Origin of the sequence: Pseudomonas ovata (genome assembly GCF_003131185.1) — a bacterium.
In the GTDB taxonomy this organism is placed as follows: Bacteria; Pseudomonadota; Gammaproteobacteria; order Pseudomonadales; family Pseudomonadaceae; genus Aquipseudomonas; species Aquipseudomonas ovata.
In genome coordinates this window covers 104,607-126,097 of record NZ_QFFU01000016.1, presented here as the reverse complement: position 1 = coordinate 126,097, position 21,491 = coordinate 104,607, and the positions used below count along the sequence as shown (strand labels likewise).

Annotated in this window: 20 protein-coding genes, 1 rRNA gene and 1 pseudogene; 8 read left to right on the top strand and 14 right to left on the bottom strand. The window is 61.2% G+C overall.

The window, feature by feature from the left end; all coding sequences use genetic code 11:
* A 5S ribosomal RNA gene (gene rrf, locus DGA31_RS19855) occupies positions 1–95 on the top strand; the annotation flags it as partial.
* A gap of 134 nt (positions 96–229) precedes the next feature.
* On the opposite strand, the gene queD is transcribed toward rrf, so the two are convergent.
* Positions 230–586 (bottom strand): 6-carboxytetrahydropterin synthase QueD, encoded by a 357-nt coding sequence (gene queD, locus DGA31_RS19850; RefSeq protein WP_082481450.1) that lies wholly within the window; start codon positions 584–586, stop codon positions 230–232.
* 183 nt (positions 587–769) lie between these two features.
* Between queD and DGA31_RS19845 the strand changes: the two genes are divergently transcribed.
* From DGA31_RS19845 to DGA31_RS19820, 7 genes and pseudogenes are all read left to right on the top strand, one after another.
* Complete coding sequence (locus DGA31_RS19845) at positions 770–1,078, top strand: PepSY domain-containing protein (RefSeq protein ID WP_109513705.1); 309 nt, start codon at positions 770–772, stop codon at positions 1,076–1,078.
* Entirely contained in the window at positions 1,078–1,386 is a 309-nt protein-coding gene (locus tag DGA31_RS19840) for a PepSY domain-containing protein (protein WP_056836974.1), read from the top strand. Before DGA31_RS19845 ends, DGA31_RS19840 begins: the two co-directional genes overlap by 1 nt.
* Positions 1,386–2,054: a response regulator transcription factor gene (locus tag DGA31_RS19835; protein ID WP_056836976.1), complete on the top strand. Its 669-nt coding sequence runs from the start codon at positions 1,386–1,388 to the stop codon at positions 2,052–2,054. Before DGA31_RS19840 ends, DGA31_RS19835 begins: the two co-directional genes overlap by 1 nt.
* Positions 2,051–3,373: a sensor histidine kinase gene (locus DGA31_RS19830; RefSeq protein ID WP_109513704.1), complete on the top strand. Its 1,323-nt coding sequence runs from the start codon at positions 2,051–2,053 to the stop codon at positions 3,371–3,373. Before DGA31_RS19835 ends, DGA31_RS19830 begins: the two co-directional genes overlap by 4 nt.
* 114 nt (positions 3,374–3,487) lie before the next feature.
* Positions 3,488–4,309, top strand: a pseudogene (locus tag DGA31_RS30865) (cache domain-containing protein); the annotation flags it as partial.
* A gap of 27 nt (positions 4,310–4,336) precedes the next feature.
* Complete coding sequence (locus DGA31_RS30860; protein WP_421957990.1) at positions 4,337–5,167, top strand: methyl-accepting chemotaxis protein; 831 nt, start codon at positions 4,337–4,339, stop codon at positions 5,165–5,167.
* 141 nt (positions 5,168–5,308) lie between these two features.
* On the top strand, positions 5,309–6,373 hold the full coding sequence (locus tag DGA31_RS19820; protein ID WP_109513703.1) for an AI-2E family transporter: 1,065 nt from the start codon (positions 5,309–5,311) through the stop codon (positions 6,371–6,373).
* 60 nt (positions 6,374–6,433) lie between these two features.
* Here DGA31_RS19820 and nuoN read toward each other — a convergent pair whose 3' ends face one another.
* The 13 genes from nuoN to DGA31_RS19755 all read right to left on the bottom strand — a co-directional run bounded on the left by nuoN (position 6,434) and on the right by DGA31_RS19755 (position 21,399).
* The gene (gene nuoN, locus DGA31_RS19815) at positions 6,434–7,903 is read right to left on the bottom strand and encodes an NADH-quinone oxidoreductase subunit NuoN (protein WP_056836980.1); all 1,470 of its coding nucleotides are present in this window, start codon (positions 7,901–7,903) and stop codon (positions 6,434–6,436) included.
* A gap of 7 nt (positions 7,904–7,910) precedes the next feature.
* Entirely contained in the window at positions 7,911–9,443 is a 1,533-nt protein-coding gene (gene nuoM / locus DGA31_RS19810; protein ID WP_109513702.1) for an NADH-quinone oxidoreductase subunit M, read from the bottom strand.
* 39 nt (positions 9,444–9,482) lie between these two features.
* Positions 9,483–11,333: an NADH-quinone oxidoreductase subunit L gene (gene nuoL, locus DGA31_RS19805; RefSeq protein WP_056836984.1), complete on the bottom strand. Its 1,851-nt coding sequence runs from the start codon at positions 11,331–11,333 to the stop codon at positions 9,483–9,485.
* Positions 11,330–11,638 carry an NADH-quinone oxidoreductase subunit NuoK gene (nuoK, locus tag DGA31_RS19800; protein WP_056836985.1) on the bottom strand — a complete coding sequence of 103 codons (309 nt, stop codon included), beginning with the start codon at positions 11,636–11,638 and terminating at the stop codon, positions 11,330–11,332. The genes nuoL and nuoK overlap by 4 nt, the downstream gene beginning before the upstream one ends.
* A complete protein-coding gene (gene nuoJ / locus DGA31_RS19795) occupies positions 11,635–12,150 on the bottom strand; it encodes an NADH-quinone oxidoreductase subunit J (RefSeq protein WP_056836987.1) in 516 nt (171 codons plus the stop codon). The genes nuoK and nuoJ overlap by 4 nt, the downstream gene beginning before the upstream one ends.
* A 10-nt stretch (positions 12,151–12,160) precedes the next feature.
* Positions 12,161–12,709 carry an NADH-quinone oxidoreductase subunit NuoI gene (gene nuoI, locus DGA31_RS19790; RefSeq protein WP_109513701.1) on the bottom strand — a complete coding sequence of 183 codons (549 nt, stop codon included), beginning with the start codon at positions 12,707–12,709 and terminating at the stop codon, positions 12,161–12,163.
* 11 nt (positions 12,710–12,720) lie between these two features.
* Complete coding sequence (gene nuoH, locus DGA31_RS19785; RefSeq protein ID WP_056836990.1) at positions 12,721–13,728, bottom strand: NADH-quinone oxidoreductase subunit NuoH; 1,008 nt, start codon at positions 13,726–13,728, stop codon at positions 12,721–12,723.
* A complete protein-coding gene (gene nuoG / locus DGA31_RS19780; RefSeq protein ID WP_056836992.1) occupies positions 13,725–16,451 on the bottom strand; it encodes an NADH-quinone oxidoreductase subunit NuoG in 2,727 nt (908 codons plus the stop codon). Before nuoG ends, nuoH begins: the two co-directional genes overlap by 4 nt.
* Before the next feature lie 140 nt (positions 16,452–16,591).
* The gene (gene nuoF, locus DGA31_RS19775) at positions 16,592–17,950 is read right to left on the bottom strand and encodes an NADH-quinone oxidoreductase subunit NuoF (RefSeq protein ID WP_056836995.1); all 1,359 of its coding nucleotides are present in this window, start codon (positions 17,948–17,950) and stop codon (positions 16,592–16,594) included.
* Entirely contained in the window at positions 17,947–18,444 is a 498-nt protein-coding gene (gene nuoE / locus DGA31_RS19770) for an NADH-quinone oxidoreductase subunit NuoE (protein ID WP_056836998.1), read from the bottom strand. The genes nuoF and nuoE overlap by 4 nt, the downstream gene beginning before the upstream one ends.
* 2 nt (positions 18,445–18,446) lie before the next feature.
* Positions 18,447–20,228 carry an NADH-quinone oxidoreductase subunit C/D gene (nuoC, locus tag DGA31_RS19765; RefSeq protein WP_056837000.1) on the bottom strand — a complete coding sequence of 594 codons (1,782 nt, stop codon included), beginning with the start codon at positions 20,226–20,228 and terminating at the stop codon, positions 18,447–18,449.
* Between the two features lie 72 nt (positions 20,229–20,300).
* Entirely contained in the window at positions 20,301–20,975 is a 675-nt protein-coding gene (locus DGA31_RS19760) for a NuoB/complex I 20 kDa subunit family protein (protein ID WP_056837002.1), read from the bottom strand.
* Positions 20,976–20,985: 10 nt separating this feature from the next.
* Entirely contained in the window at positions 20,986–21,399 is a 414-nt protein-coding gene (locus tag DGA31_RS19755; RefSeq protein WP_056837004.1) for an NADH-quinone oxidoreductase subunit A, read from the bottom strand.
* Between the last annotated feature and the right edge of the window lie 92 nt (positions 21,400–21,491).

The following is a 21,491-nucleotide window of genomic DNA, read 5'->3' as shown; positions in this document are numbered from 1 at the left end:
GAACCACCTGATCCCATCCCGAACTCAGCAGTGAAACGATGCATCGCCGATGGTAGTGTGGAGCTTCTCCATGTGAGAGTAGGTCATCGTCAAGATTCAAACCCAGAACCCCTGATCGCTTTGCGATCGGGGGTTTTGCTTTGCGCGAAGGAAAGTATCCGCTCAGGTGGCAGTTTTTGTTGATACAAAAAAACCGCCTCAAGAGGCGGTCTTGTTACAAACGAACCACTCAATCACCACGATATTCGCAGCCGCTGGTGCAGGTTTCGTGGATTCTGATAGCGCTAAGCTCTGGCAGCAGTGGCTTGAGCTCAACCCATATCCACTTCGCCAGGTTTTCACTGGTCGGGTTTTCCAGACCGGGAATGTCATTGAGATAGTTGTGATCCAGGCGCTCATACAACGGCTTGAAGATCGCTTTTATCTCGGAAAAATCCCTGATCCAGCCGGTATGAGGATCAACCGGACCAGACAGATGGATACCGACCCGGAACGAGTGCCCGTGCAGGCGCCCGCACTTATGACCTTCAGGGACGTGGGGAAGGCGGTGTGCGGACTCGAAAGTAAATTCCTTGAAAATTTCCAAAATCTTGACTCTATAAACGAAATGCAGGAAGCGAGTTTAACAGCAAAGACCTGAAACACCATGAGCACCACGCGCACGTACCGCTCAAGGTTGATGGCAGGTGGCCAGAACCATTCAGTTTGAGTTAAGTTGGCAGCGCTATCGTAGGACCCGTGAATAGCCATTCCACTCATGGAGCCAATGATGAAAACGTTTGCAACACGGCTGGGCATCCCTGTCCTAGCCATGACCGCCACACTCGCTGTCGCACATGACATCGGGCCGGACGAAGCGCTGAGGCTTCAAGGGACCGGTATCATTCAGTCGTTTGAAAAGCTCAACGCCGTAGCATTGGCAGCCCACCCGGGTGCCACCATTACCGACACCGAGCTGGAAAACGAATACGGTAAATATGTGTACCAACTCGACCTGCGTGATGCCAAGGGGGTTGATTGGGATCTGGAAATCGATGCCGCAACCGGCAAGATTCGCAAGAATCATCAGGATGACTAATGAGCTTCAACAAGCGTCACTTGGCCCTGTTCGGGCTGATTGCAGTGTGTACATGTGCTCAAGCGCGGGATCTGGACCAGGACGAGGCCCTGCAACTGCGCCAGCGTGGCATTATCCTGCCGCTGGAACAGTTCATCGAGCAAGCTCTGGCGCGTCATCCTGGCTCGCGCCTGCTGGAGGCCGAACTGGAAGAGAAAAACGGAATCTACGTCTACGAATTCGAGCTGCTGACAACCCAGGGCATTGTTCGCGAACTCAAGTTCGATGCCCGCGATAGTCGACTGCTTAAAGATGAGGAAGATGACTGATGCGGTTGCTGCTGGTGGAAGACCATGTCCCGCTTGCCGATGAGCTTTTATCGACGCTGACACGACAAGGCTATGCAGTGGACTGGCTGGCTGATGGCCGGGATGCCCAGTACCAGGGCCTGAGCGAGCCCTACGACCTGATTGTGCTCGATCTTGGATTGCCTGGCGTACCCGGCCTGGAAGTCCTGGCGCATTGGCGTTCCAACGGCCTCGCCACGCCGGTCCTGGTACTCACCGCCCGCGGCTCGTGGTCGGAGCGTATCGAAGGGCTCAAGGCCGGGGCCGATGATTACCTGACCAAGCCTTTTCACCCTGAAGAGCTGCAACTGCGTATTCAGGGATTGCTGCGTCGTGCACGAGGCTTGGCCAATCAACCGAAACTGGAATCGGCAGGCTGGCATTTGGATGAAGGCCGGCAATCCGTATCGCGTGACGGCGTCGACATCCAGCTCACGTCCGCCGAGTTTCGCCTGTTGCGCTATTTCATGCTGCACCCCGAGCAGATCCTGTCCAAGAGCCATCTGTCCGAGCATCTCTACGATGGCGAGAACGAGCGCGACTCCAATGTCATCGAGGTGCACGTCAATCATCTGCGGCGCAAACTGGGCCGGGCCGTGATCGAAACCCGCCGTGGCCAGGGCTATCTGTTCGGCGGAACGGACGCTTGAGGTCGATCCAGCGTCGCCTGAGCCTTGGCCTGATCGCCGTCATGCTGGTGATTGGCTTGATTATGGCGCAGACCAGCCTGTGGCTGTTCGAGGTGGGCCTGCAGCGTTATCTGGAGTCCGGCTTACGTAATGAGAGTGAAAACCTGCTGGCCGCGCTGGTGCGTGGTCCGGCAGGCTTTCAGCTGGATGAGCAGCGGTTGTCGGGTGCCTATCACAGGCCTTTCTCCGGGCACTATTTTCGCGTCGATTTTGCCGATGGGCACTGGCGCTCGCGGTCATTGTGGGACTTTGAATTGCCACAGCCGCAAGCCAACGGCCTGCATGCCAATCTTGAGCTGGGTAATACCGGCCAGTCGCTGTTGATGCTGACGGCCGACTATCGCAAGTTCGGCCAGCCCATATCCATTACCGTGGCCCAAGACTACACGCCGGTACGCAAGAGCTTCCAGCGCATGCAGCAGATCGGCATGGGGCTGGGCCTGGCGGCATTGATCCTCGTGCTTATCCTGCAGCGCGTCACCGTGCGTCGGGCGCTGCGTCCGCTCAACGTCGTCCGCGAGCAGATTTCCCAACTGCAGCAAGGGCAACGCTCGCAACTGGATAATCAGGTGCCGCTGGAACTTGCGCCTCTGGTCGACCAGATCAATCACCTGTTGATCCATACCGAAGACAGCCTAAAGCGCTCGCGTAACGCATTGGGCAATCTTGGCCATGCTTTGAAGACACCTTTGGCGGTCATGCTCAGCCTGGCGTCCAGTCAGCAACTGGATACCCATCCCGCATTGCGCAAGACGCTGCGAGAGCAGCTTCAACAGATCCAGCAACGTCTTGAGCGTGAACTCAATCGTGCCCGCCTGTCTGGCGATGCCTTGCCGGGTGCCCGTTTCGACTGCGACCTGGAACTGCCGGGGCTGTTTTCCACCCTGCAGATGATTCACGGCGAACACCTGCAACTGACCTATGAGGTACCCGCAGGGTTGTTTCTGCTCTGGGATCGCGAGGACCTGCTTGAGCTGCTCGGCAACCTGCTGGACAACGCTTGTAAATGGGCCGACAGTGAAGTGCGCCTGGGCCTGGGCCAGAGCCCTCGGGGCACCTGGCTGCTGGTCGAGGACGATGGACCGGGAATTCCCGAGTCGCGCCGCGAGGCGGTCTTCAGCCGCGGCACACGCCTGGATGAGCAGACCCGCGGGCACGGCTTGGGGTTGGGAATTGTGCGCGACATCGTCGAAGCCTGGGGAGGCACATTACAGTTGCTGGCAAGTCCGATGGGGGGCTTGCAGGTACGCATTGATCTGCCGGAGCGCCTTTCATCCTGAACACCTGCCATTGAGCGTTTTCAATCTTCAAATCCCTCAACCTGTCAGCACAGGAGCCGATAACCACTCAAGAGCTTGGGTTTTTACAACAACAATAACCACAAGGCATTTCTCATGCGTCTAAATCTCAAAGCCAAAGTGCTGTTACTGGCCGTCGTGCCTGTGCTGTTGTTCGCTCTGATCATCAGCGCTGCCACGGTCTATATTCTCCAGCAACAAGCCGAGCTGGAAGTCAGCGATACACGTGAGCGCCTGCTTGAAGAAGCCAAGACCAACCTCAAGGATCATGTGTCGATTGCCATCAGTGCCATCAAGCCGATGTACGACGCGGCAGCGCCGGGGGACGAGACCGCCAAGGCCAGCGCCATCAAGTTGTTTTCGGCCGTCAGCTACGGCAAGGATGGCTACCTGTTCGGCTACAACTCCGAGGTGATTCGCATCTTTCGAAGCAACAGCACCGATGGGCTGGGCAAAAGCTTCAATGATGTCCGCGACCCCAATGGCATTTATCTGAATCGCGAACTGGTTGCTGTGGCCAAGAACGGCACTCACTATGTGCGCTACGCCTCCGCCCTGCCAGGCAAGACCGAACCGGTGCCGAAGGTGGGCTACACCGAATACCTGCCCAAATGGGACCTGATAGTGGGCAGCGCGGTCAACCTGGACGGTATCGAAGCGCAGGTCGTCCTGGTCCGGCAAGGCATCGAGGCCCGCTTGCAGGAAATGCTCTACAGCATTGTCGGCATCACCGTACTGCTGCTGGTGATCATCAGCATGGTGGGTGTCGTGGTCAGCGGCACCCTGTTGCGTCCCTTGCGCCTGATGAAGGCCAATCTGGACGACATTGCCGCCGGTGAGGGTGACCTGACCAAACGCCTGAAAATCACCAGCCAGGATGAGTTGGGCGAACTGGCCGGCTCCTTCAACCGCTTCGTCGACAAGATTCATGGCTTGGTGCGGCAGATGACCGAAGTGACCACGCAACTGACAGGGCTGGTGGCCGAGGTGTCATCGCAGGCGCAGCGTTCAGAGGTGGCCATGGACCGGCAGCGCTACGAAACCGACCAGGTGGCCACCGCCATCAACCAGATGTCCGCTGCCGCCCAGGAAGTCGCCAAGAGCGCGCAGAATGCCTCCACCGCAGCACAACAGACCGACGAGCAAGGCCGTGCGGCCAAACGTGTGGTCGACGGCAGCATCGCGCAGATTCACTCGTTGGTCGATGACATCCGCAAGAGCGGTGTCTCACTCGACAGCCTGCAGCAGGATGTTTCCTCGATCGTCAGTGTACTCGGTGTCATTCGTTCCATTGCCGAGCAGACCAACCTGTTGGCCCTCAATGCGGCCATTGAAGCCGCGAGGGCAGGGGAGGCCGGGCGTGGCTTTGCAGTCGTGGCCGACGAAGTCCGGGCCCTGGCCAGTCGCACCCAGCAAAGCACCCAGGAAATCCAGGCGATGATTGCCCGTTTGCAGCAGGGCACTTCCGAGGCGGTCGGGGCCATGCGCCGCTCCAGTGAAGCTGGCGACGGCACCTCGGTGCAGGCCAATGAGGCCGGCCGTTCGCTGGTCACCATCGGTGAACTGATCGCGACCATCAACGCGATGAATGCCCAGATCGCCAGTGCTGCCGAAGAACAGACAGCCGTGGCCGAAGAGATCAACCGCAGCGTGCACCAGATCGCCGTGGCCGTGGACAGTGTTGCCGATGAAACCCGTCAGGGTGCACAGACTTCGCGCAGCCTGGCCGAACTGGGCCAGCGCCTGGGTGCCCTGGCGACACAGTTCCGGGTCTGAATCCAAACGGTGCGGGTGCTCCGGCCCCCGCCGTTCCTGTTAAATCCAGCGAATTGCCATTACCTACGGCACTCGTATCTGTCCCGGCTGACTAAGGCTCTAGAGCGAGCATAGCGCCCGTCCTGACGACATGGATGAGACATGAACGAAACCAACCTGCAAAACAAGACCCTGCTGTTGTTAGTGACACTGGTCACCATTGCCTTTATCTGGATCCTGCTGCCGTTCTACGGTGCCGTATTCTGGGCCGTGATCCTGGGGATCATCTTTTCGCCCCTGCAACGGCGCCTGCAACTGCGCTTTGGCCGGTCGCGTAACCAGACCAGCCTGATTACCCTGACCATATGCCTGATCATTGCCATTTTGCCGGTCATCGTGATCAGCGCCATGCTGGTTCAGGAAGGGGCACTGCTCTACAAGAATATCGAAAGCGGCCAACTGGACATTGCCAGCTACCTGAACGAGTTCAAGGGCATGCTGCCGGCGTCCGGGCAAAACCTGCTCGACCGCATGGGCATGGGCGATTTCAACGGCCTGCGTGACAAGATTGCCAAGGGCGCCATGCAAGGCAGCCAGTACCTGGCCACCCAGGCGTTCAGCTTTGGCCAGGGCACGTTCGATTTCGTGGTGGGCTTCTTCATCATGCTGTACCTGTTGTTTTTCTTCCTGCGCGATGGCCAGGAACTGGTGCGCAAGATCCGCAATGCCGTGCCTCTGGCCGAACAGCACAAGCGTCGCCTGCAACTGAAGTTCAACCGGGTGGTGCGTGCCACGGTCAAGGGCAATGTCCTGGTGGCGGTGACCCAAGGCGCCCTGGGCGGTCTGATCTTCTGGTTCCTGGACATTCCCAGCGCCTTGCTCTGGGCGGTGATCATGGCGTTTCTGTCGCTGTTGCCAGCGGTCGGTGCAGGCATCGTCTGGGCACCCGTGGCGGTGTACTTCGTGGCCAGCGGGATGATCTGGCAAGGCGTGGTGCTGACATTGTTCGGTGTGCTGGTCATCGGCATGGTCGACAACGTGCTGCGCCCCGTGCTGGTCGGCAGGGATACCCGCATGCCCGACTACCTGATCCTGATCAGCACCCTGGGCGGCATGTCGGTATTCGGCCTCAATGGCTTCGTCATCGGCCCTTTGATCGCAGCCCTGTTCATCTCGTGCTGGGCTCTGTTCACCGAAACCAAGAAGCGCATCCAACTGCCGGGTTGAGCAATCTGGCGGCGAAAAAAAACCCTGCTTCGATAGCAGGGTTTTTTATGCAGCGAACAATCAGCCCGGCACATGCAGCCCGGAGCTGATGACCAGATCCAGCAGCGGTTGCGGGTACACGCCCAGTACGAAGGTCATGATCGCCACGGCCAGCAGCATCACGCCACCGGTACGCTGTGCCCAGTTGAAGGCAGCATCGTGGCGCGGCATCTTGTTGTCCACCAGGTACATGGTGACCATCACCCGCAGGTAATAGAACACGCCGATGGCACTGCCCAGCACCAGTGCGCCCACCAGCCACCACAGCTGCGACTCGACGCCGCTGGCAATGATGTAGAACTTGCCGATAAAGCCTGCGGTGAGCGGGATACCGGCCAGCGACAGCATCATCAGGGTCATGACGGCGGTGAGGTACGGACGGCGCCAGAACAGGCCGCGGTATTCGAACATCGCATCGGCATCACGACCGCTGTAAGGCGAGGACATCATGGTGATGACACCGAAGCTGCCCAGCGACGTCAGCACGTAAGTGGTCAGGTACACGCCGATGGCTTCGACGGCCATGCCCTTGCTCGCCACCAGGGCGATCATCAGGTAACCGAAGTGGGCAATCGAGGAGTAACCCAGCAGACGCTTGAGGTTGTTCTGCACCAGGGCCAGCAGGTTGCCGACCAGGATCGAGGCAACGGCCACCACGGCCAGCACGGTTTCCAGCACACCGCTGCTGGCCACCGGCGAGATCTGGAACAAACGCACCAGCACCGCGAAGACCGCCACTTTGCTGGCCGTGGCCAGGAACGCGGCCACCGGCGCCGGGGCGCCTTCGTAGACATCCGGCGTCCACAGGTGGAAAGGCACCAGCGACAGTTTGAAGGCCAGGCCCACGACCATCATGCCCAGGCCCAGGCTGGCGATCGGGCTTGGCAGGCCGGTGGCTGCCAGCGCCTTGCCGATGCCGTCGAAGCTCAGGCTGCCAGACTCGGCATACAGCAACGCCATGCCGAACAGCAGAAACGCAGAGCCGGCGGCCGACAACACCATGTACTTGATGCCGCCTTCGAGCGAGCGCTTGTTGAAGAAGGCGTAGGCCACCAGACCATAGACCGGCACCGACAGCAGCTCCAGGCCAATGAACAGACCTGCAAGGTGCTGTGCACAGACCAGCACCATGCCACCGGCGGCGGCCAGCAGGATCAGCAGGTACAGCTCTTCGCGGTTGCCCGGGTAGCCGACCTTGTCATCACCCAGATAGGCGTGAGCCATGGTCACGCAGGCCAGGGTCGAGGCCAGGATCAGTGCCATGTAGAAGCAGGCGAATGCGTCTACGTGCAGCAAGGGCGTGACCACCAGTGGTGCGACTTTCAGCGCCGGGTAGACCGACAGCAGTGCCAGGTTCAGGCCGGCCACGCTGAGCAGGAAGGTTTGCGAGTGATTGCGCCGCCATGCGATGGCCAGCATCACCACCACGATGGTGATACTGGTGATCAGCAGGGGGCCAAGCGCAATAAAGTGTTGAATCGTCAGGTCCATAGCGCTCTTACCGGGCCGAAGCGAGTTGAGTGAAGGCAGTGCCAAGCCATTGCTGCACGCCGTGCATGGTCGCCGCCGACGTGTCCAGGAACGGCTGCGGGTAGACCCCGAGCACGATCAGCAGGACGGCAAGCCCCAGCACCATGAGCATTTCCCGCGCATCCATGCCTTTGTAGACCTGTTCGGAACTGGAAGGACCGAAGTAAGCGCGGTGGATCATGATCAACGAATAGACCGAACCGAACACCAGGCCGGAGGTGGCAATGGCCGTGATCCATGGCGAATGCACGAAACTGCCCAGCAGGATCAGGAACTCACCAACGAAGTTACCGGTGCCCGGCAGGCCCAGGGACGCGGCCGCAAAGAACAGGCTGATGGCCGGCAGGTAAGGGATACGCGACCACAAGCCACCCATCTGGCGCATGTCACGGGTATGCAGGCGCTCATACAGCTGACCGCTGAGGATAAACAGCGCCGCTGCCGACACGCCGTGGGCGATCATCTGGATCACCACGCCCTGCAGGGCCTGCTGGCTGCCCGAGTAGATACCGATCAGCACGAAACCCATGTGCGAGACGCTGGAGAACGCGATCAGGCGCTTGATATCGCTCTGCGCAAACGCCAGGAAGGCACCGTAGAAGATACCGATCAGGCCCAGGGTCATGGCGATCGGCGCAAACTCGGCCGAGGCGTTGGGGAACAGCGGCAGTGCAAAACGCAACAGGCCATAGGCCGCGGTCTTCAACAGGATACCCGCCAGGTCGACAGAGCCTGCGGTCGGTGCCTGGGCGTGAGCGTCAGGCAGCCAGGAGTGCAGCGGCACCACCGGCAGCTTCACCGCGAAGGCGATGAAGAAGCCCAGCATCAGGATGTACTCGGTGCCGGGTGCCAGTTGGGTCTTGAGCAGCTCGGCATAGGCAAAGGTCAGGGTGCCGGTCTGGTTGTAATGCACCAGCACCAGGCCCAGGATCGCCACCAGCATGATCAGGCCACTGGCCTGGGTGAAGATGAAGAACTTGGTCGCCGCGTAGATCCGGGTCTTCTTGCCGTCCGACGAACTATGACCCCAGAGCGCGATGAGGAAGTACATCGGCACCAGCATCATTTCCCAGAAGAAGAAGAACAGGAACAGGTCGATGGCCAGAAACACGCCGACCACACCGCCCAGGATCCACATCAGGTTCAGGTGGAAGAAGCCGACCTTGCGCTGGATTTCCTTCCACGAGCACAGCACCGACAGGACGCCGAGCAGACCGGTGAGCAGGATCATCAGCAGCGACAGGCCATCCAGGGCCAGGTGCAGGCTGATGCCGAAGCGCGAGATCCAGTCGGCCTGGAATTCCAGGGTCCACTGGGGTGCCGCGCCGGGGGCCGGCGACAGGCTGTAGTTACCGGTGGCCCACAACCACAGGCCGAGGCCCAGCAGCAGGGACATGGTCGCCAGCGCGATCCAGCGTGGCAGTGTGGCGCTGACGCGCTCACACAACCAGCAGAGCAGGCCGCCGATAAAGGGGATCAGGATTAGCCAAGGCAGAATCATGACGGGCTCAATTCCTTTCGCAAATTCGCAAGGTTCATGTCAGACCGCAACCAGGACAGCGCCCAGGACCAGAACGGCTCCCACGGCGATCGAGGCGGCGTACCAACGAAGCTGGCCGGTTTCGGTACGGCTCATGGACACATGACCGCCTTTGACCAGACGCGGGATCAGACCAATGATGCGGTCGAACGGGTCGCTGCGCAGCATATGGCTGATCGCCAGGTAAGGCTTGACGAACAGTTTGTCGTAGATCCAGTCAAAGCCCCAGGCGGCGAACCACCAGGCCGAGAGCAGGCGCCCTATACCACTGTTGGCGATGGCCGTGACCAGCGTGCGCTTGCCCAGGAACAACACCGCTGCCAGCAGGATACCGGCGATGGCAATGGCTCCCGAGGCGATTTCCAGGCTGTGCTTGGCATCGCCGCCGGCATGGCCGACGCTTTGTGGCAGTACACCGGCCAGGGGCGGCGTGATCAAGGCGCCGACGAAGGTCGACAGCACGATCAGCACCGACAGGGGCAGCCAATGCGAAATGCCGTGGCCCGCATGCGCTTCGGTCTTGGCCTCGCCATGGAAGGCGATAAAGATCAGGCGGAAGGTGTAGATCGAGGTCATGAATGCACCCAGCAGGCCGGCATACAGCAAGCCGTTGTGACCGCTGGCGAAGGCTTCCCAGAGAATCTCGTCCTTGGAATAGAAACCGGCTGTCAGCAGCGGCAGGGCCGCCAGGGCGGCACCCCCGACGATGAAGCTGGCATAGGCCAGTGGCAGCTTCTTCCACAGGCCGCCCATCTTGAAGATGTTCTGCTCGTGATGGCAGGCCACGATCACCGCACCAGAGGCCAGGAACAGCAGGGCCTTGAAGAACGCGTGGGTCATCAGGTGGAAGATCGCGCCTTCCCAGGCACCTACGCCCAGGGCCAGGAACATGTAGCCGATCTGGCTCATGGTCGAGTAGGCGAGAATCCGCTTGATGTCGGTCTGTACCAGGGCTGCAAAGCCGGCCATCACCAGGGTGACGCCACCGACAATGCCGACCAGGTGCAGGACGTCCGGCGCCAGGACGAACAGGCCGTGGGTCCGGGCGATCAGGTAAACGCCTGCGGTCACCATGGTCGCCGCGTGGATCAACGCCGAAACCGGCGTCGGACCGGCCATGGCGTCCGCCAGCCAGGTCTGCAGCGGCAATTGCGCCGATTTACCGACCGCACCGCCCAGCAGCATCAGGGTGGCCAGCACGATCCAGAAGTCACCGGCCTTGAAGTGCTCCGGTGCCCGTACCAGCAGTTCCTGGATGTTCAGGGTGCCCAGTTGCTGGAACAGGATGAACAGGCCGATGGCCATGAAGACGTCACCGACACGGGTGACGATGAACGCCTTGAGTGCCGCGTCGCCGTTCTTGCGATGGCTGTAGTAGAAGCCGATCAGCAGGTAACTGCACAGGCCCACGCCTTCCCAACCGAAGTAGATGAACAGCAGGTTGTCGCCCAGGATCAGGAACAACATGCTGGCAATGAACAGGTTGGTGTAGGAGAAGAAGCGCGAGTAGCCCTCTTCACCGCGCATGTACCACGAGGCAAACAGGTGGATCAGAAAGCCGACGCCGACCACCACGCCCAGCATGGTCACCGACAGGCCGTCCAGGTACAGCGCCAGGTTGGGGCTGAAACCGTCGACGTCCATCCAGCGCCACAACACCTGGGTGTAGTGACCGCCCTCCGGTGGTGCCACGTTGAACTGCCAGATGATCCAGGCGGTGACGATGGCCGACAGGCCGACCGAACCGACGCCGATCAGCGCCGAGAGGTTTTCCGAGAAGCGTCCACGCGAGAACGACAGCAGCAGGAAACCGATCAGGGGAAATACGAAAGTCAGGAAAAGAAGGTTCATCCGCGCATCTCGCTGGCAGCATCGATATCGAGAGTGTGGAAGCGGCGATACAGCTGCATCAGGATCGCCAGGCCAATACTGGCCTCGGCGGCCGCCAGGCTGATCACCAGGATGAACATCACTTGTCCATCCGGCTGGCCCCAACGGCTACCCGCCACCACAAATGCCAGGGCGGCTGCGTTCATCATCACTTCCAGGCTCATCAGCACGAAAAGGATGTTGCGCCGCACCATCAGGCCGACCAGGCCCAGGCAGAACAGGACACCGGCAACCGCCAGGCCATGTTCGAGAGGAATAGCATTCATGGCTTGGCTCCTTCTTCACGAGGCTCGTTGCGGCCCAGGTGGAATGCGGTCACGGCTGCTGCCAGCAACAGCATCGAGGCCAGTTCAACGACCAGCAGGTAAGGGCCGAACAGGCTGATACCCACGGCCTTGGCGTCCACGGTGGTGTGGCCAAGGCCGGCACCGCTCGGGTTGCTGAACAGCACATACAGCAATTCGGCGAGCAGCAGGCCGCCGAGAAACACCGGCCCTCCCCAGATGCCGGGCTTGAGCCAGGCGCGTTCCTGTTGGACCGAAGCCGGCCCAAGGTTGAGCATCATGACCACGAACACGAACAACACCATGATGGCGCCGGCGTAGGCGATGATTTCCAGCACGCCGGCGAAAGGTGCGCCGAGGCTGAAGAAAGTCATGGCCACGGCAATCAGCGAAATGATCAGGTAGAGCAGGGCATGCACCGGATTGGTGTTGGTGATGACCCGCAGGGTCGACACCACAGCAATACCGGATGCGAAATAGAAAGCGAATTCCATCTGTACTTCCTTATGGCAGCAAGCTCTTGACGTTAATCGGTTCGGCTTCATTCTGCGCGGAGCCCTTGGGCTTGCCGGCAATGGCCATGCCGGCAACGCGATAGAAGTTATAGTCGGGATTCTTGCCGGGGCCGGAAATCAACAGGTCTTCCTTCTCGTACACCAGGTCCTGACGCTTGAAGTCAGCCATTTCGAAATCCGGCGTAAGCTGGATCGCGGTGGTCGGGCAGGCTTCTTCACACAGGCCGCAGAAAATGCAGCGCGAGAAGTTGATGCGGAAGAACTCCGGGTACCAGCGACCTACTTCATCCTCGGTCTTCTGCAACGAAATGCAGCCGACCGGGCACGCCACGGCGCACAGGTTGCAGGCCACACAGCGTTCTTCGCCGTCGGGGTCGCGGGTCAGGACGATGCGGCCGCGATAGCGCGGCGGCAGGTACACGGCTTCTTCCGGATATTGCAGGGTGTCACGCTTGCGGAAACCATGGCCGAAGACCATGACCAGGCTGCGCAACTGGGTACCGGTACCCTTAACGATGTTGCCAATATATTTGAACATGGATCAGTACCTCACTGAACCGAGCCTGCCGGCGTGTTGAGCAACACGACCGCGGCAGTCACCAGCAGATTGATCAGGGTCAGCGGCAGGCAGAATTTCCAGCTGAAATCCATCACCTGGTCATAGCGCGGGCGCGGAATCGAAGCGCGCAGCAGGATGAACAGCATGATGAAGAACGCGGTCTTCAAGACGAACCAGACGAAGGGGATCTGTGGCAGCAGGCCGAACGGGCCGTGCCAGCCACCGAAGAACAGGGTCACCAGCAGCGCCGAGATCAGTACGATGCCGATGTACTCGCCGACGAAGAACATGCCCCATTTCATGCCGGCATACTCGATGTGGTAACCGTCGGCCAGTTCCTGTTCCGCTTCCGGCTGGTCGAAGGGGTGACGGTGAGTCACGGCCACGCCGGCGATGAAGAAGGTACAGAAACCGAAGAACTGCGGAATGATGAACCACAGGTTCTGCGCCTGGTAATCGACGATGTCGCGCATGTTGAACGAGCCGACCTGTACCACGATGCCCATCAGCGCCAGGCCCATGAACACTTCGTAGGACACGGTCTGGGCCGAGGCCCGCAGGCTGCCGAGCAACGCGTACTTGTTGTTGCTCGACCAGCCGGCGAACAGCACCGCGTACACCGACAGGCCTGCCATGGCAAAGAAGAACAGCAAGCCGATGTTCAGGTCAGCCACACCCCAGGTCGGGGTGATGGGGATGACCGCGAAGGCGATCAGCAAGGCGCTCATGGCCACCACCGGTGCCAGGGTGAAGATCACCTTGTCGGCAAACGGTGGCATCCAGTCTTCCTTGAAGAACATCTTGAGCATGTCGGCGGCGATCTGGAACATGCCGAACGGGCCGACACGGTTCGGCCCGTAGCGGTCCTGCCACCAGCCCAGCAGGCGGCGTTCGACAAAGCTGAGCAGCGCGCCGCAGACCACCACGGCCAGCAGGATCACGATGGCCTTGACCACCGCGATGATTGCATCGATCACTTCAGGGGTGAACCAGCTCATTGCGCTGCCTCCTGCAGGCCGTCGACGGCCTGGCCGCTGAATGCCGGTGGAATACCGGCCAGGCCTGCCGGCAAGCCGACCAGACCCGTGCCCAGCTCTTCATTGATGCGCAGCGGCAGACGCAGGGTCTTGCCGGCTACGTTCAACGTCAGCAGAGCGCCTTCATTGACACCCAGGCGGTCGGCCTCGGCCTTGGCCAGGGCCACGTAGGCTGCTGGAATGCGCTCTTGTACCGGGGCGGCTTTCGAGGAGTTCTCCTCACTGCCGAACAAGTGGTAGAACGGCACGGCCTGCCAGGTGCCCTGGGCGGGCGAGAACGCACGCGGTACGCCGCCGAACCAGCTCAGGCGATCATCGCCATTGCTTTCGATCAGGCGCGTGCCCGGGTCACCGGCACGCAGATGGCCACCTACTTCATCCTGGAACTTGTTCCAGGCCTGCGGCGAGTTCCAGCCCGGCGACCAGGCAAACGGCACCTGCTGGCGCGGTTCGGCCGAGCCCGAGTAGCCTTCCATCGAGAACGCGAACGCGGTGTCCTTGTCCTGCGGCGTGCGCGGTTCATGCACGCTGATGTTGGCGCGCATGGCCGTACGACCGCTGTAGCGCAGTGGCTCGCGGGCCAGCTTCATGCCCTTGATGCGGAACGAAGCGGACGGCGCGGCGTTGATGATACCGGCCAGGCGCGGCGTGCTGTTGGCGCAGGCTTCAGTGACCTGGTCCAGTTGCGTCCAGTCCACCGGCTGGTTGAGCAGGGTCGAACGCAGCGCGTGCAGCCAGCGCCAGCCTTCGTGCACCAGGATGCTGGCGTCCAGGTAGGTCGGATCGAAGACCTGGAAGAAACGCTGGGCACGGCCTTCCAGACTGACCAGGGTGCCGTCGCCTTCGGCGAAGCTGGCGGCCGGCAGGACCAGGTGGGCGCGGTCGGTGGTGGCGGTTTTCTGGTGATCAGCCACGATCACCACCTTGGCGGCGCTCAGGGCGGCATCGACCAGGGCGGCATCGACACGGGTGTACAGGTCGTTTTCCAGTACGACGATGGCGTCGGCCTTGCCGTCGATCACCTGTTGCAGCGCGGCATTGACCGAGTCACCACCGAGCAGGGCCAGGCCCATGCTGTTGGCTTCCGGCACCACCAGGCTGATCGAGCCTGGCTTGTCGCGCAGCTTGAGCGCCTTGGCGATGTTGGCGGCGGCTTCGATCAGGGCCTTTGAGCCCAGCGAACCACCGGAGATGATCAGCGGACGCTTGGCGGCCAGCAGGGCATCGGCAATGCGCTGCACCAGTTCGCGCGCTTCAGGCTCCAGGCCTTCGACGGCCGGGGCGCTGGCGTCGATGGCATGGGCCACGGCAAAGCCCAGGCGGGCCAGGTCGTCTGGCGCTGCATGCACGCATTCGGCGGCCACGTCGTCCAGGCGGGTTTCGGCCAGGCTGGCAATGAACAGCGGGTTCAACTCGTCCTGGGCGATGTTGCGTACGGCCGCATCCAGCCACGGTTGCACTTTCATGGCCGCAGCCATGTCACGCGCCTTGCCCTTGACGGCCTGGCGCAGTGCCAGCGCCACACGGGCAGCGGTCTGGGTCAGGTCTTCGCCAAGCACGAAGACAGCATCGTGGTCTTCGATCTCGCGCAGATTCGGAATCGGCAGCGGGCTGTCGTTCAGGACCTGCACGATCAGGCGCACGCGCTCCAGCTCACCGGCTTCCATGCCGCTGTAGAAGTGCTCGGCACCGACCAGTTCGCGCAGCGCGTAGTTGCCTTCCAGGCTGGCACGGGGCGAGCCGATGCCGACGATGTTGCGGCCACGCAGCAGATCGGCGGCGGTGTCCAGCGCCTCGTCCAGGCTCAGGCGCACCTGCTCCTGACCACGGCTCAGCAAGGGCTGGCGCGGGCGATCGGTGCGGTTGACGTAGCCATAGCCGAAGCGGCCACGGTCGCACAGGAAGTACTGGTTGACCGAACCGTTGAAGCGGTTCTCGATACGGCGCAGTTCGCCATAACGCTCGCCGGGGCTGATGTTGCAACCGCTGGAGCAGCCGTGGCAGATGCTCGGCGAGAACTGCATGTCCCATTTGCGGTTGTAGCGCTCGGAGTGAGTCTTGTCGGTAAACACACCGGTCGGGCAGACCTCGGTGAGGTTGCCGGAGAACTCGCTTTCCAGCGCACCGTCTTCGACGCGACCGAAGTACACGTTGTCGTGGGCGCCGTAGACACCCAGGTCAGTACCGCCGGCATAGTCCTTGTAATAACGCACGCAGCGATAGCAGGCGATGCAGCGGTTCATTTCGTGAGAAATGAACGGCCCCAGCTGCTGGTTCTGGTGGGTGCGCTTGGTGAAGCGATAACGGCGCTCGTTGTGACCCGTCATCACGGTCATGTCTTGCAGGTGGCAGTGACCGCCTTCTTCGCAGACCGGGCAGTCGTGCGGGTGGTTGGTCATCAGCCATTCGACGACACTGGCGCGGAACGCCTTGGATTCGTCATCGTCGATGGAAATCCAGGTGTTGTCGGTGGCAGGCGTCATGCAGGACATGACGATACGACCACGGGTGTCGTTCTCGTCGTTGTACTGCTTGACCGCACACTGGCGACAGGCACCGACGCTACCAAGCGCGGGGTGCCAGCAGAAATACGGAATGTCGAGGCCCAGTGACAGACAAGCCTGTAGCAGGTTGTCCGCACCGTCGACTTCGAGCGCTTTGCCGTCTACGTGGATAGTGGCCATGGTTCAAAGTTCTTCGTTGGCCCGTTGTCAGCGGGCGTGGCTAATGGAATCTCGGTGGTACCCGCCTCGGTCAGCCCTGAGCAACAAGGGCGTCGGCCGGTACGAAACCGGCGGCCTGGGGCCGCCAGCCTTGTGTCTTGTTATGCCCCGACCACGGTCGGGATCTTGCCGGGCATCGGCAGGCCTGCGCTGGCAGGTGCCACACCGGCTTCGAATTCCGACCTGAAGTACTTGATCGCGCTGCCCAGAGGCTCCACTGCACCGGGTGCGTGAGCACAGAAGGTGCGGCCAGGGCCAAGGAAGTTGACCAGGCCCAGCAGGGTCTCGATGTCCTCGGCACGGCCCTGGCCTTTTTCCAGGGCGCGCAGCATCTTCACGCTCCAGGGCAGGCCGTCGCGGCACGGTGTGCAGAAGCCACAGGATTCCTGGGCGAAGAACTCTTCCATGTTGCGCAGCAGCGAGACCATGTTGACCTTGTCGTCGACGGCCATGGCCAGGCCCGTACCCATCCGCGTGCCGACCTTGGCGATGCCGCCGGCGTACATCTGCGCATCCAGGTGCTCGGGCAACAGGAAGCCGGTGCCGGCGCCGCCTGGCTGCCAGCATTTGAGCTTGAAGCCATCGCGCATGCCGCCGGCGTAGTCTTCGAACAGCTCACGGGCCTGCACGCCGAACGGCAGCTCCCACAGACCGGGGTTCTTGACCTTGCCGGAGAAGCCCATCAGCTTGGTGCCGTGGTCTTCGCTGCCTTCGCGGGCCAGCGACTTGTACCAGTCGTTGCCGTTGTTGACGATGGCCGGCACGTTGCACAGGGTCTCGACGTTGTTCACGCACGTCGGCTTGCCCCACACGCCGACAGCGGCAGGGAAGGGCGGCTTGGAGCGCGGGTTGGCGCGGCGGCCTTCCAGGGAGTTGATCAGTGCAGTCTCTTCACCGCAGATATAACGCCCGGCGCCGGTGTGCACGAACAGCTCGAAATCGAAACCGCTGCCCAGGATGTTCTTGCCCAGCAGGCCGGCGGCCTTGGCCTCTTCAACCGCACGGTTGAGGTGGCGGGCGGCCGTCACGTATTCGCCACGCAGGAAGATATAGCCACGGTAGGCTTTCAGCGCGCGGGCGCTGATCAGCATGCCTTCGATCAGCAGATGGGGCAGTTGCTCCATCAGCATGCGGTCTTTCCAGGTGTTGGGCTCCATCTCATCCGCATTGCACAGCAGGTAGCGGATGTTCATGGATTCGTCTTTGGGCATCAGGCCCCACTTCACGCCCGTGGGAAAGCCCGCGCCGCCGCGACCCTTGAGACCGGAGTCCTTGACCGCCTGGACGATCTCGTCGGGCGACTGTTGGGTCAGCGCCTTGCGCGCCGCCGCGTAACCATCCTTGCTCTGGTATTCGTCGAGCCAGACCGGCTCGCCGTCGTCACGCAGACGCCAGGTCAGGGGGTGGGTTTCGGCCGTGCGCGCAATGCGGTTGGCCGGGCCGAAGGAAGTCAGGGTCATGGGTAAGCCTCCAGCATCTGGGCGACGCCGCCGGGCTGCAGATTGCCGAAGGTGTCGTCATCGACCATCACCGCCGGCGCCTTGTCGCAGTTGCCCAGGCAGCACACCGGCAGCAGGGTGAAGCGGCCGTCGGCGGTGGTCTGGCCCGGGGCGATGCCCAGGGAGCTCTTGATCTCTTCGACGATCGACTCGTGACCGGCGATGAAGCACACCATGCTGTTGCACACGCGAATGATGTGACGACCGACCGGCTGGCGGAAGATCTGGCTGTAGAACGTCGCCACGCCTTCGACATCGCTGGCCGGAATGCCAATGACTTCGCTGATCGCGTAGATCGCGCCATCCGGCACCCAGCCGCGATGCTTCTGCACGATTTTCAGGGCTTCGATGGACGCCGCGCGCGGGTCCTCGTAGTGATGCATCTCATGCTCGATGGCCGAGCGCTCGGTTTCGCTGAGGACGAAACGGTCAGTCTGGATAAGTGGGCTGTTCATGCTTAGCGGTCCACGTCGGCCATAACGAAATCGATACTACCCAGGTACGCAATCAAGTCGGCGACCATGCTGCCTTTGATCACCGAAGGGATCTGCTGCAGGTGCGGGTAGCTTGGAGTGCGGATCCGGGTACGGTAGCTCATGGTGCCGCCGTCGCTCGTCAGGTAATAGCTGTTGATACCCTTGGTCGCTTCGATCATCTGGAAGGATTCGTTGGCCGGCATGACCGGGCCCCACGAAACCTGCAGGAAGTGAGTGATCAAGGTTTCGATGTGCTGCAGGGTGCGCTCTTTGGGCGGCGGCGTGGTCAGCGGGTGATCCGCCTTGTACGGGCCTTCGGGCATGTTGCGCATGCACTGGTCGATGATGCGGATGCTCTGGCGCATTTCCTCGACGCGGACCATGCAGCGGTCGTAGGCATCGCCGTTGGCGGCCAGCGGCACTTCGAATTCGAAGTTCTCGTAGCCCGAATACGGACGCGCCTTGCGCAGGTCGAAATCACAGCCGGTGGAGCGCAGGCCGGCACCGGTGACGCCCCATTCCAGGGCTTCCTTGGTGTTGTAGGCGGCAACGCCGATGGTCCGGCCCTTGAGGATGCTGTTCTGCAGGGCGGCCTTGGTGTACTCGTCCAGGCGCTTGGGCAGCCAGTCGACGAAGTCCTTGACCAGTTTTTCCCAGCCGCGCGGCAGGTCGTGGGCGACGCCACCAATACGATACCAGGCCGGGTGCAGGCGGAAACCGGTAATGGCTTCGATCACCGTGTAGGCACGCTGGCGGTCGGTGAAGGTGAAGAACACCGGGGTCATGGCGCCCACGTCCTGGATATAGGTACCCAGGAACAGCAGGTGGCTGGTGATGCGGAAGAACTCGGCCATCATGATGCGGATGGTGTCGACCTTCTGCGGCACCTTGATGCCGGCCAGTTTCTCGACCGCCAGCACGTAGGGCAGGTTGTTCATCACCCCGCCCAGGTAATCGATGCGGTCGGTGTACGGAATGTAGCTGTGCCAGGACTGGCGCTCGCCCATCTTCTCGGCACCACGGTGGTGGTAGCCGATGTCCGGAACGCAGTCGACGATCTCTTCGCCGTCGAGCTGCAGCACGATACGGAACGCACCGTGGGCCGAAGGGTGGTTGGGACCGAGGTTGAGGAACATGTAGTCCTCGTTCTCGGCCGAACGCTTCATGCCCCAGTCTTCGGGGTTGAAGCGCGCCGCTTCCTCTTCAAGCTGCTGCTTGGCCACGTTCAGGCTGTAGGGATCGAACTCGGTGGCGCGGGCCGGGAAGTCCTTGCGCAGCGGGTGACCTTCCCAGGTCGGCGGCATCATGATGCGGGTCAGGTGCGGGTGGCCCGGGAAGTCGATCCCGAACATGTCCCACACTTCGCGTTCGTACCAGTTGGCGTTGGGCCAGATACCGGTCACGGTAGGCACGCTGAGGTCGCTCTCGGACAGGGCCACCTTGATCATTACGTCACTATTACGCTCTACCGACAACAGGTGGTAGAACACCGTGAAGTCGGCGCCCGGCAGGCCACGGCGATGGGTGCGCAGGCGCTCGTCAACGCCATGCAGGTCGTAGAGCATGGAGTAGGGCTTGGCGACCTGACGCAAAAAGGTCAGGACTTCGACCAGCCGGGCACGCTGGACCCACAGCACCGGCATGCCGGTACGGGTCGGCTGGGCAGTGAAGGCCTCGGCGCCAAAGCGGGTATTCAGTTCATTGACGACATCTTGGTCGTCAGCCTTGTACGGCGGGATGTACAGAGCGGTGTCTGCAGTCATAGGTCTCAATCACTTCGGTCAACGTACAGAGTCGACCCGCGTTCTCGTTTTGTTATGTAAGAACGGGGGGTGTCAGACTTCGTCGGGGCTGCGCAGGTTGGTGACCTGGATACGCTCTTCGCGACGCTGGACCTTCGTCGAGGGCATCTCGGCGCGATACACGCCTTGATCGCCGACAACCCAGGACAGCGGGCGCCGCTCTTTCCCGATCGATTCCTGCAACAGCATCAAGCCTTGCAGGAACGCTTCGGGGCGGGGCGGGCAGCCGGGCACATAGACATCCACGGGCAGGAACTTGTCCACGCCCTGAACCACCGAGTAGATGTCATACATGCCACCGGAGTTGGCGCACGAACCCATGGAAATGACCCATTTGGGCTCGAGCATTTGCTCGTAGAGACGCTGGATGATCGGCGCCATCTTGATGAAGCAGGTCCCGGCGATGACCATGAAATCCGCCTGGCGCGGCGAGGCCCTGATCACCTCGGCGCCAAAGCGCGCGATGTCATGGGGCGCCGTGAAGGCGGTGGTCATTTCCACGTAGCAGCACGAAAGGCCGAAGTTATACGGCCACAGGGAGTTCTTGCGACCCCAGTTGACCGCATTGCTGAGCACATCTTCGAGCTTGCCCATGAAGATGTTCTTGTGGACCTGATCTTCTAGGGGGTCGGAAACGGTTTCCCGTTCACCGATCGGATACTGCTCGTTAGGCGCATCCGGGTTGATTCTGGTGAGATTGTATTGCATTGCCAAAGCCTCATTGTTTTAGCTTCGCCTGCCGTTTACGACGACCTTCGGGTGCCCAATCGAGCGCCCCCACCCGCCATAGATAAACAAGACCCGCCAACAGAATTGCTATGAAAACGAGCGCTTCGACGAATCCGGCCCAGCCGCTTTCGCGTACCGACACAGACCATGCAAAGAGAAAGAGGGCTTCGATATCGAAGATCACGAACAGCATCGCGACCAGATAGAATTTTGCGGAAAGACGCAGGCGGGCACTGCCGGTGGGCAGCATCCCGGACTCGAACGGTTCGTTCTTGCTGCGGCCCCAGGCGCGGCTGCCGAGCAGGCTCGACAGGCCGAGCATGAATGCACAGAGGCCAACGACACCCAAAAGGAAAATGGCGAAGCCCCAGTTGTGGGCAATCAGACCTGTCGATTCGGACATGCTGGCAATCCTTAGTCAGAGAACGGGCGTCTCTGAGTGCTTGAGAAATGGGTAGAGAGCAGTGACGAAATGTCGCAGCGAGATCAGTCCGC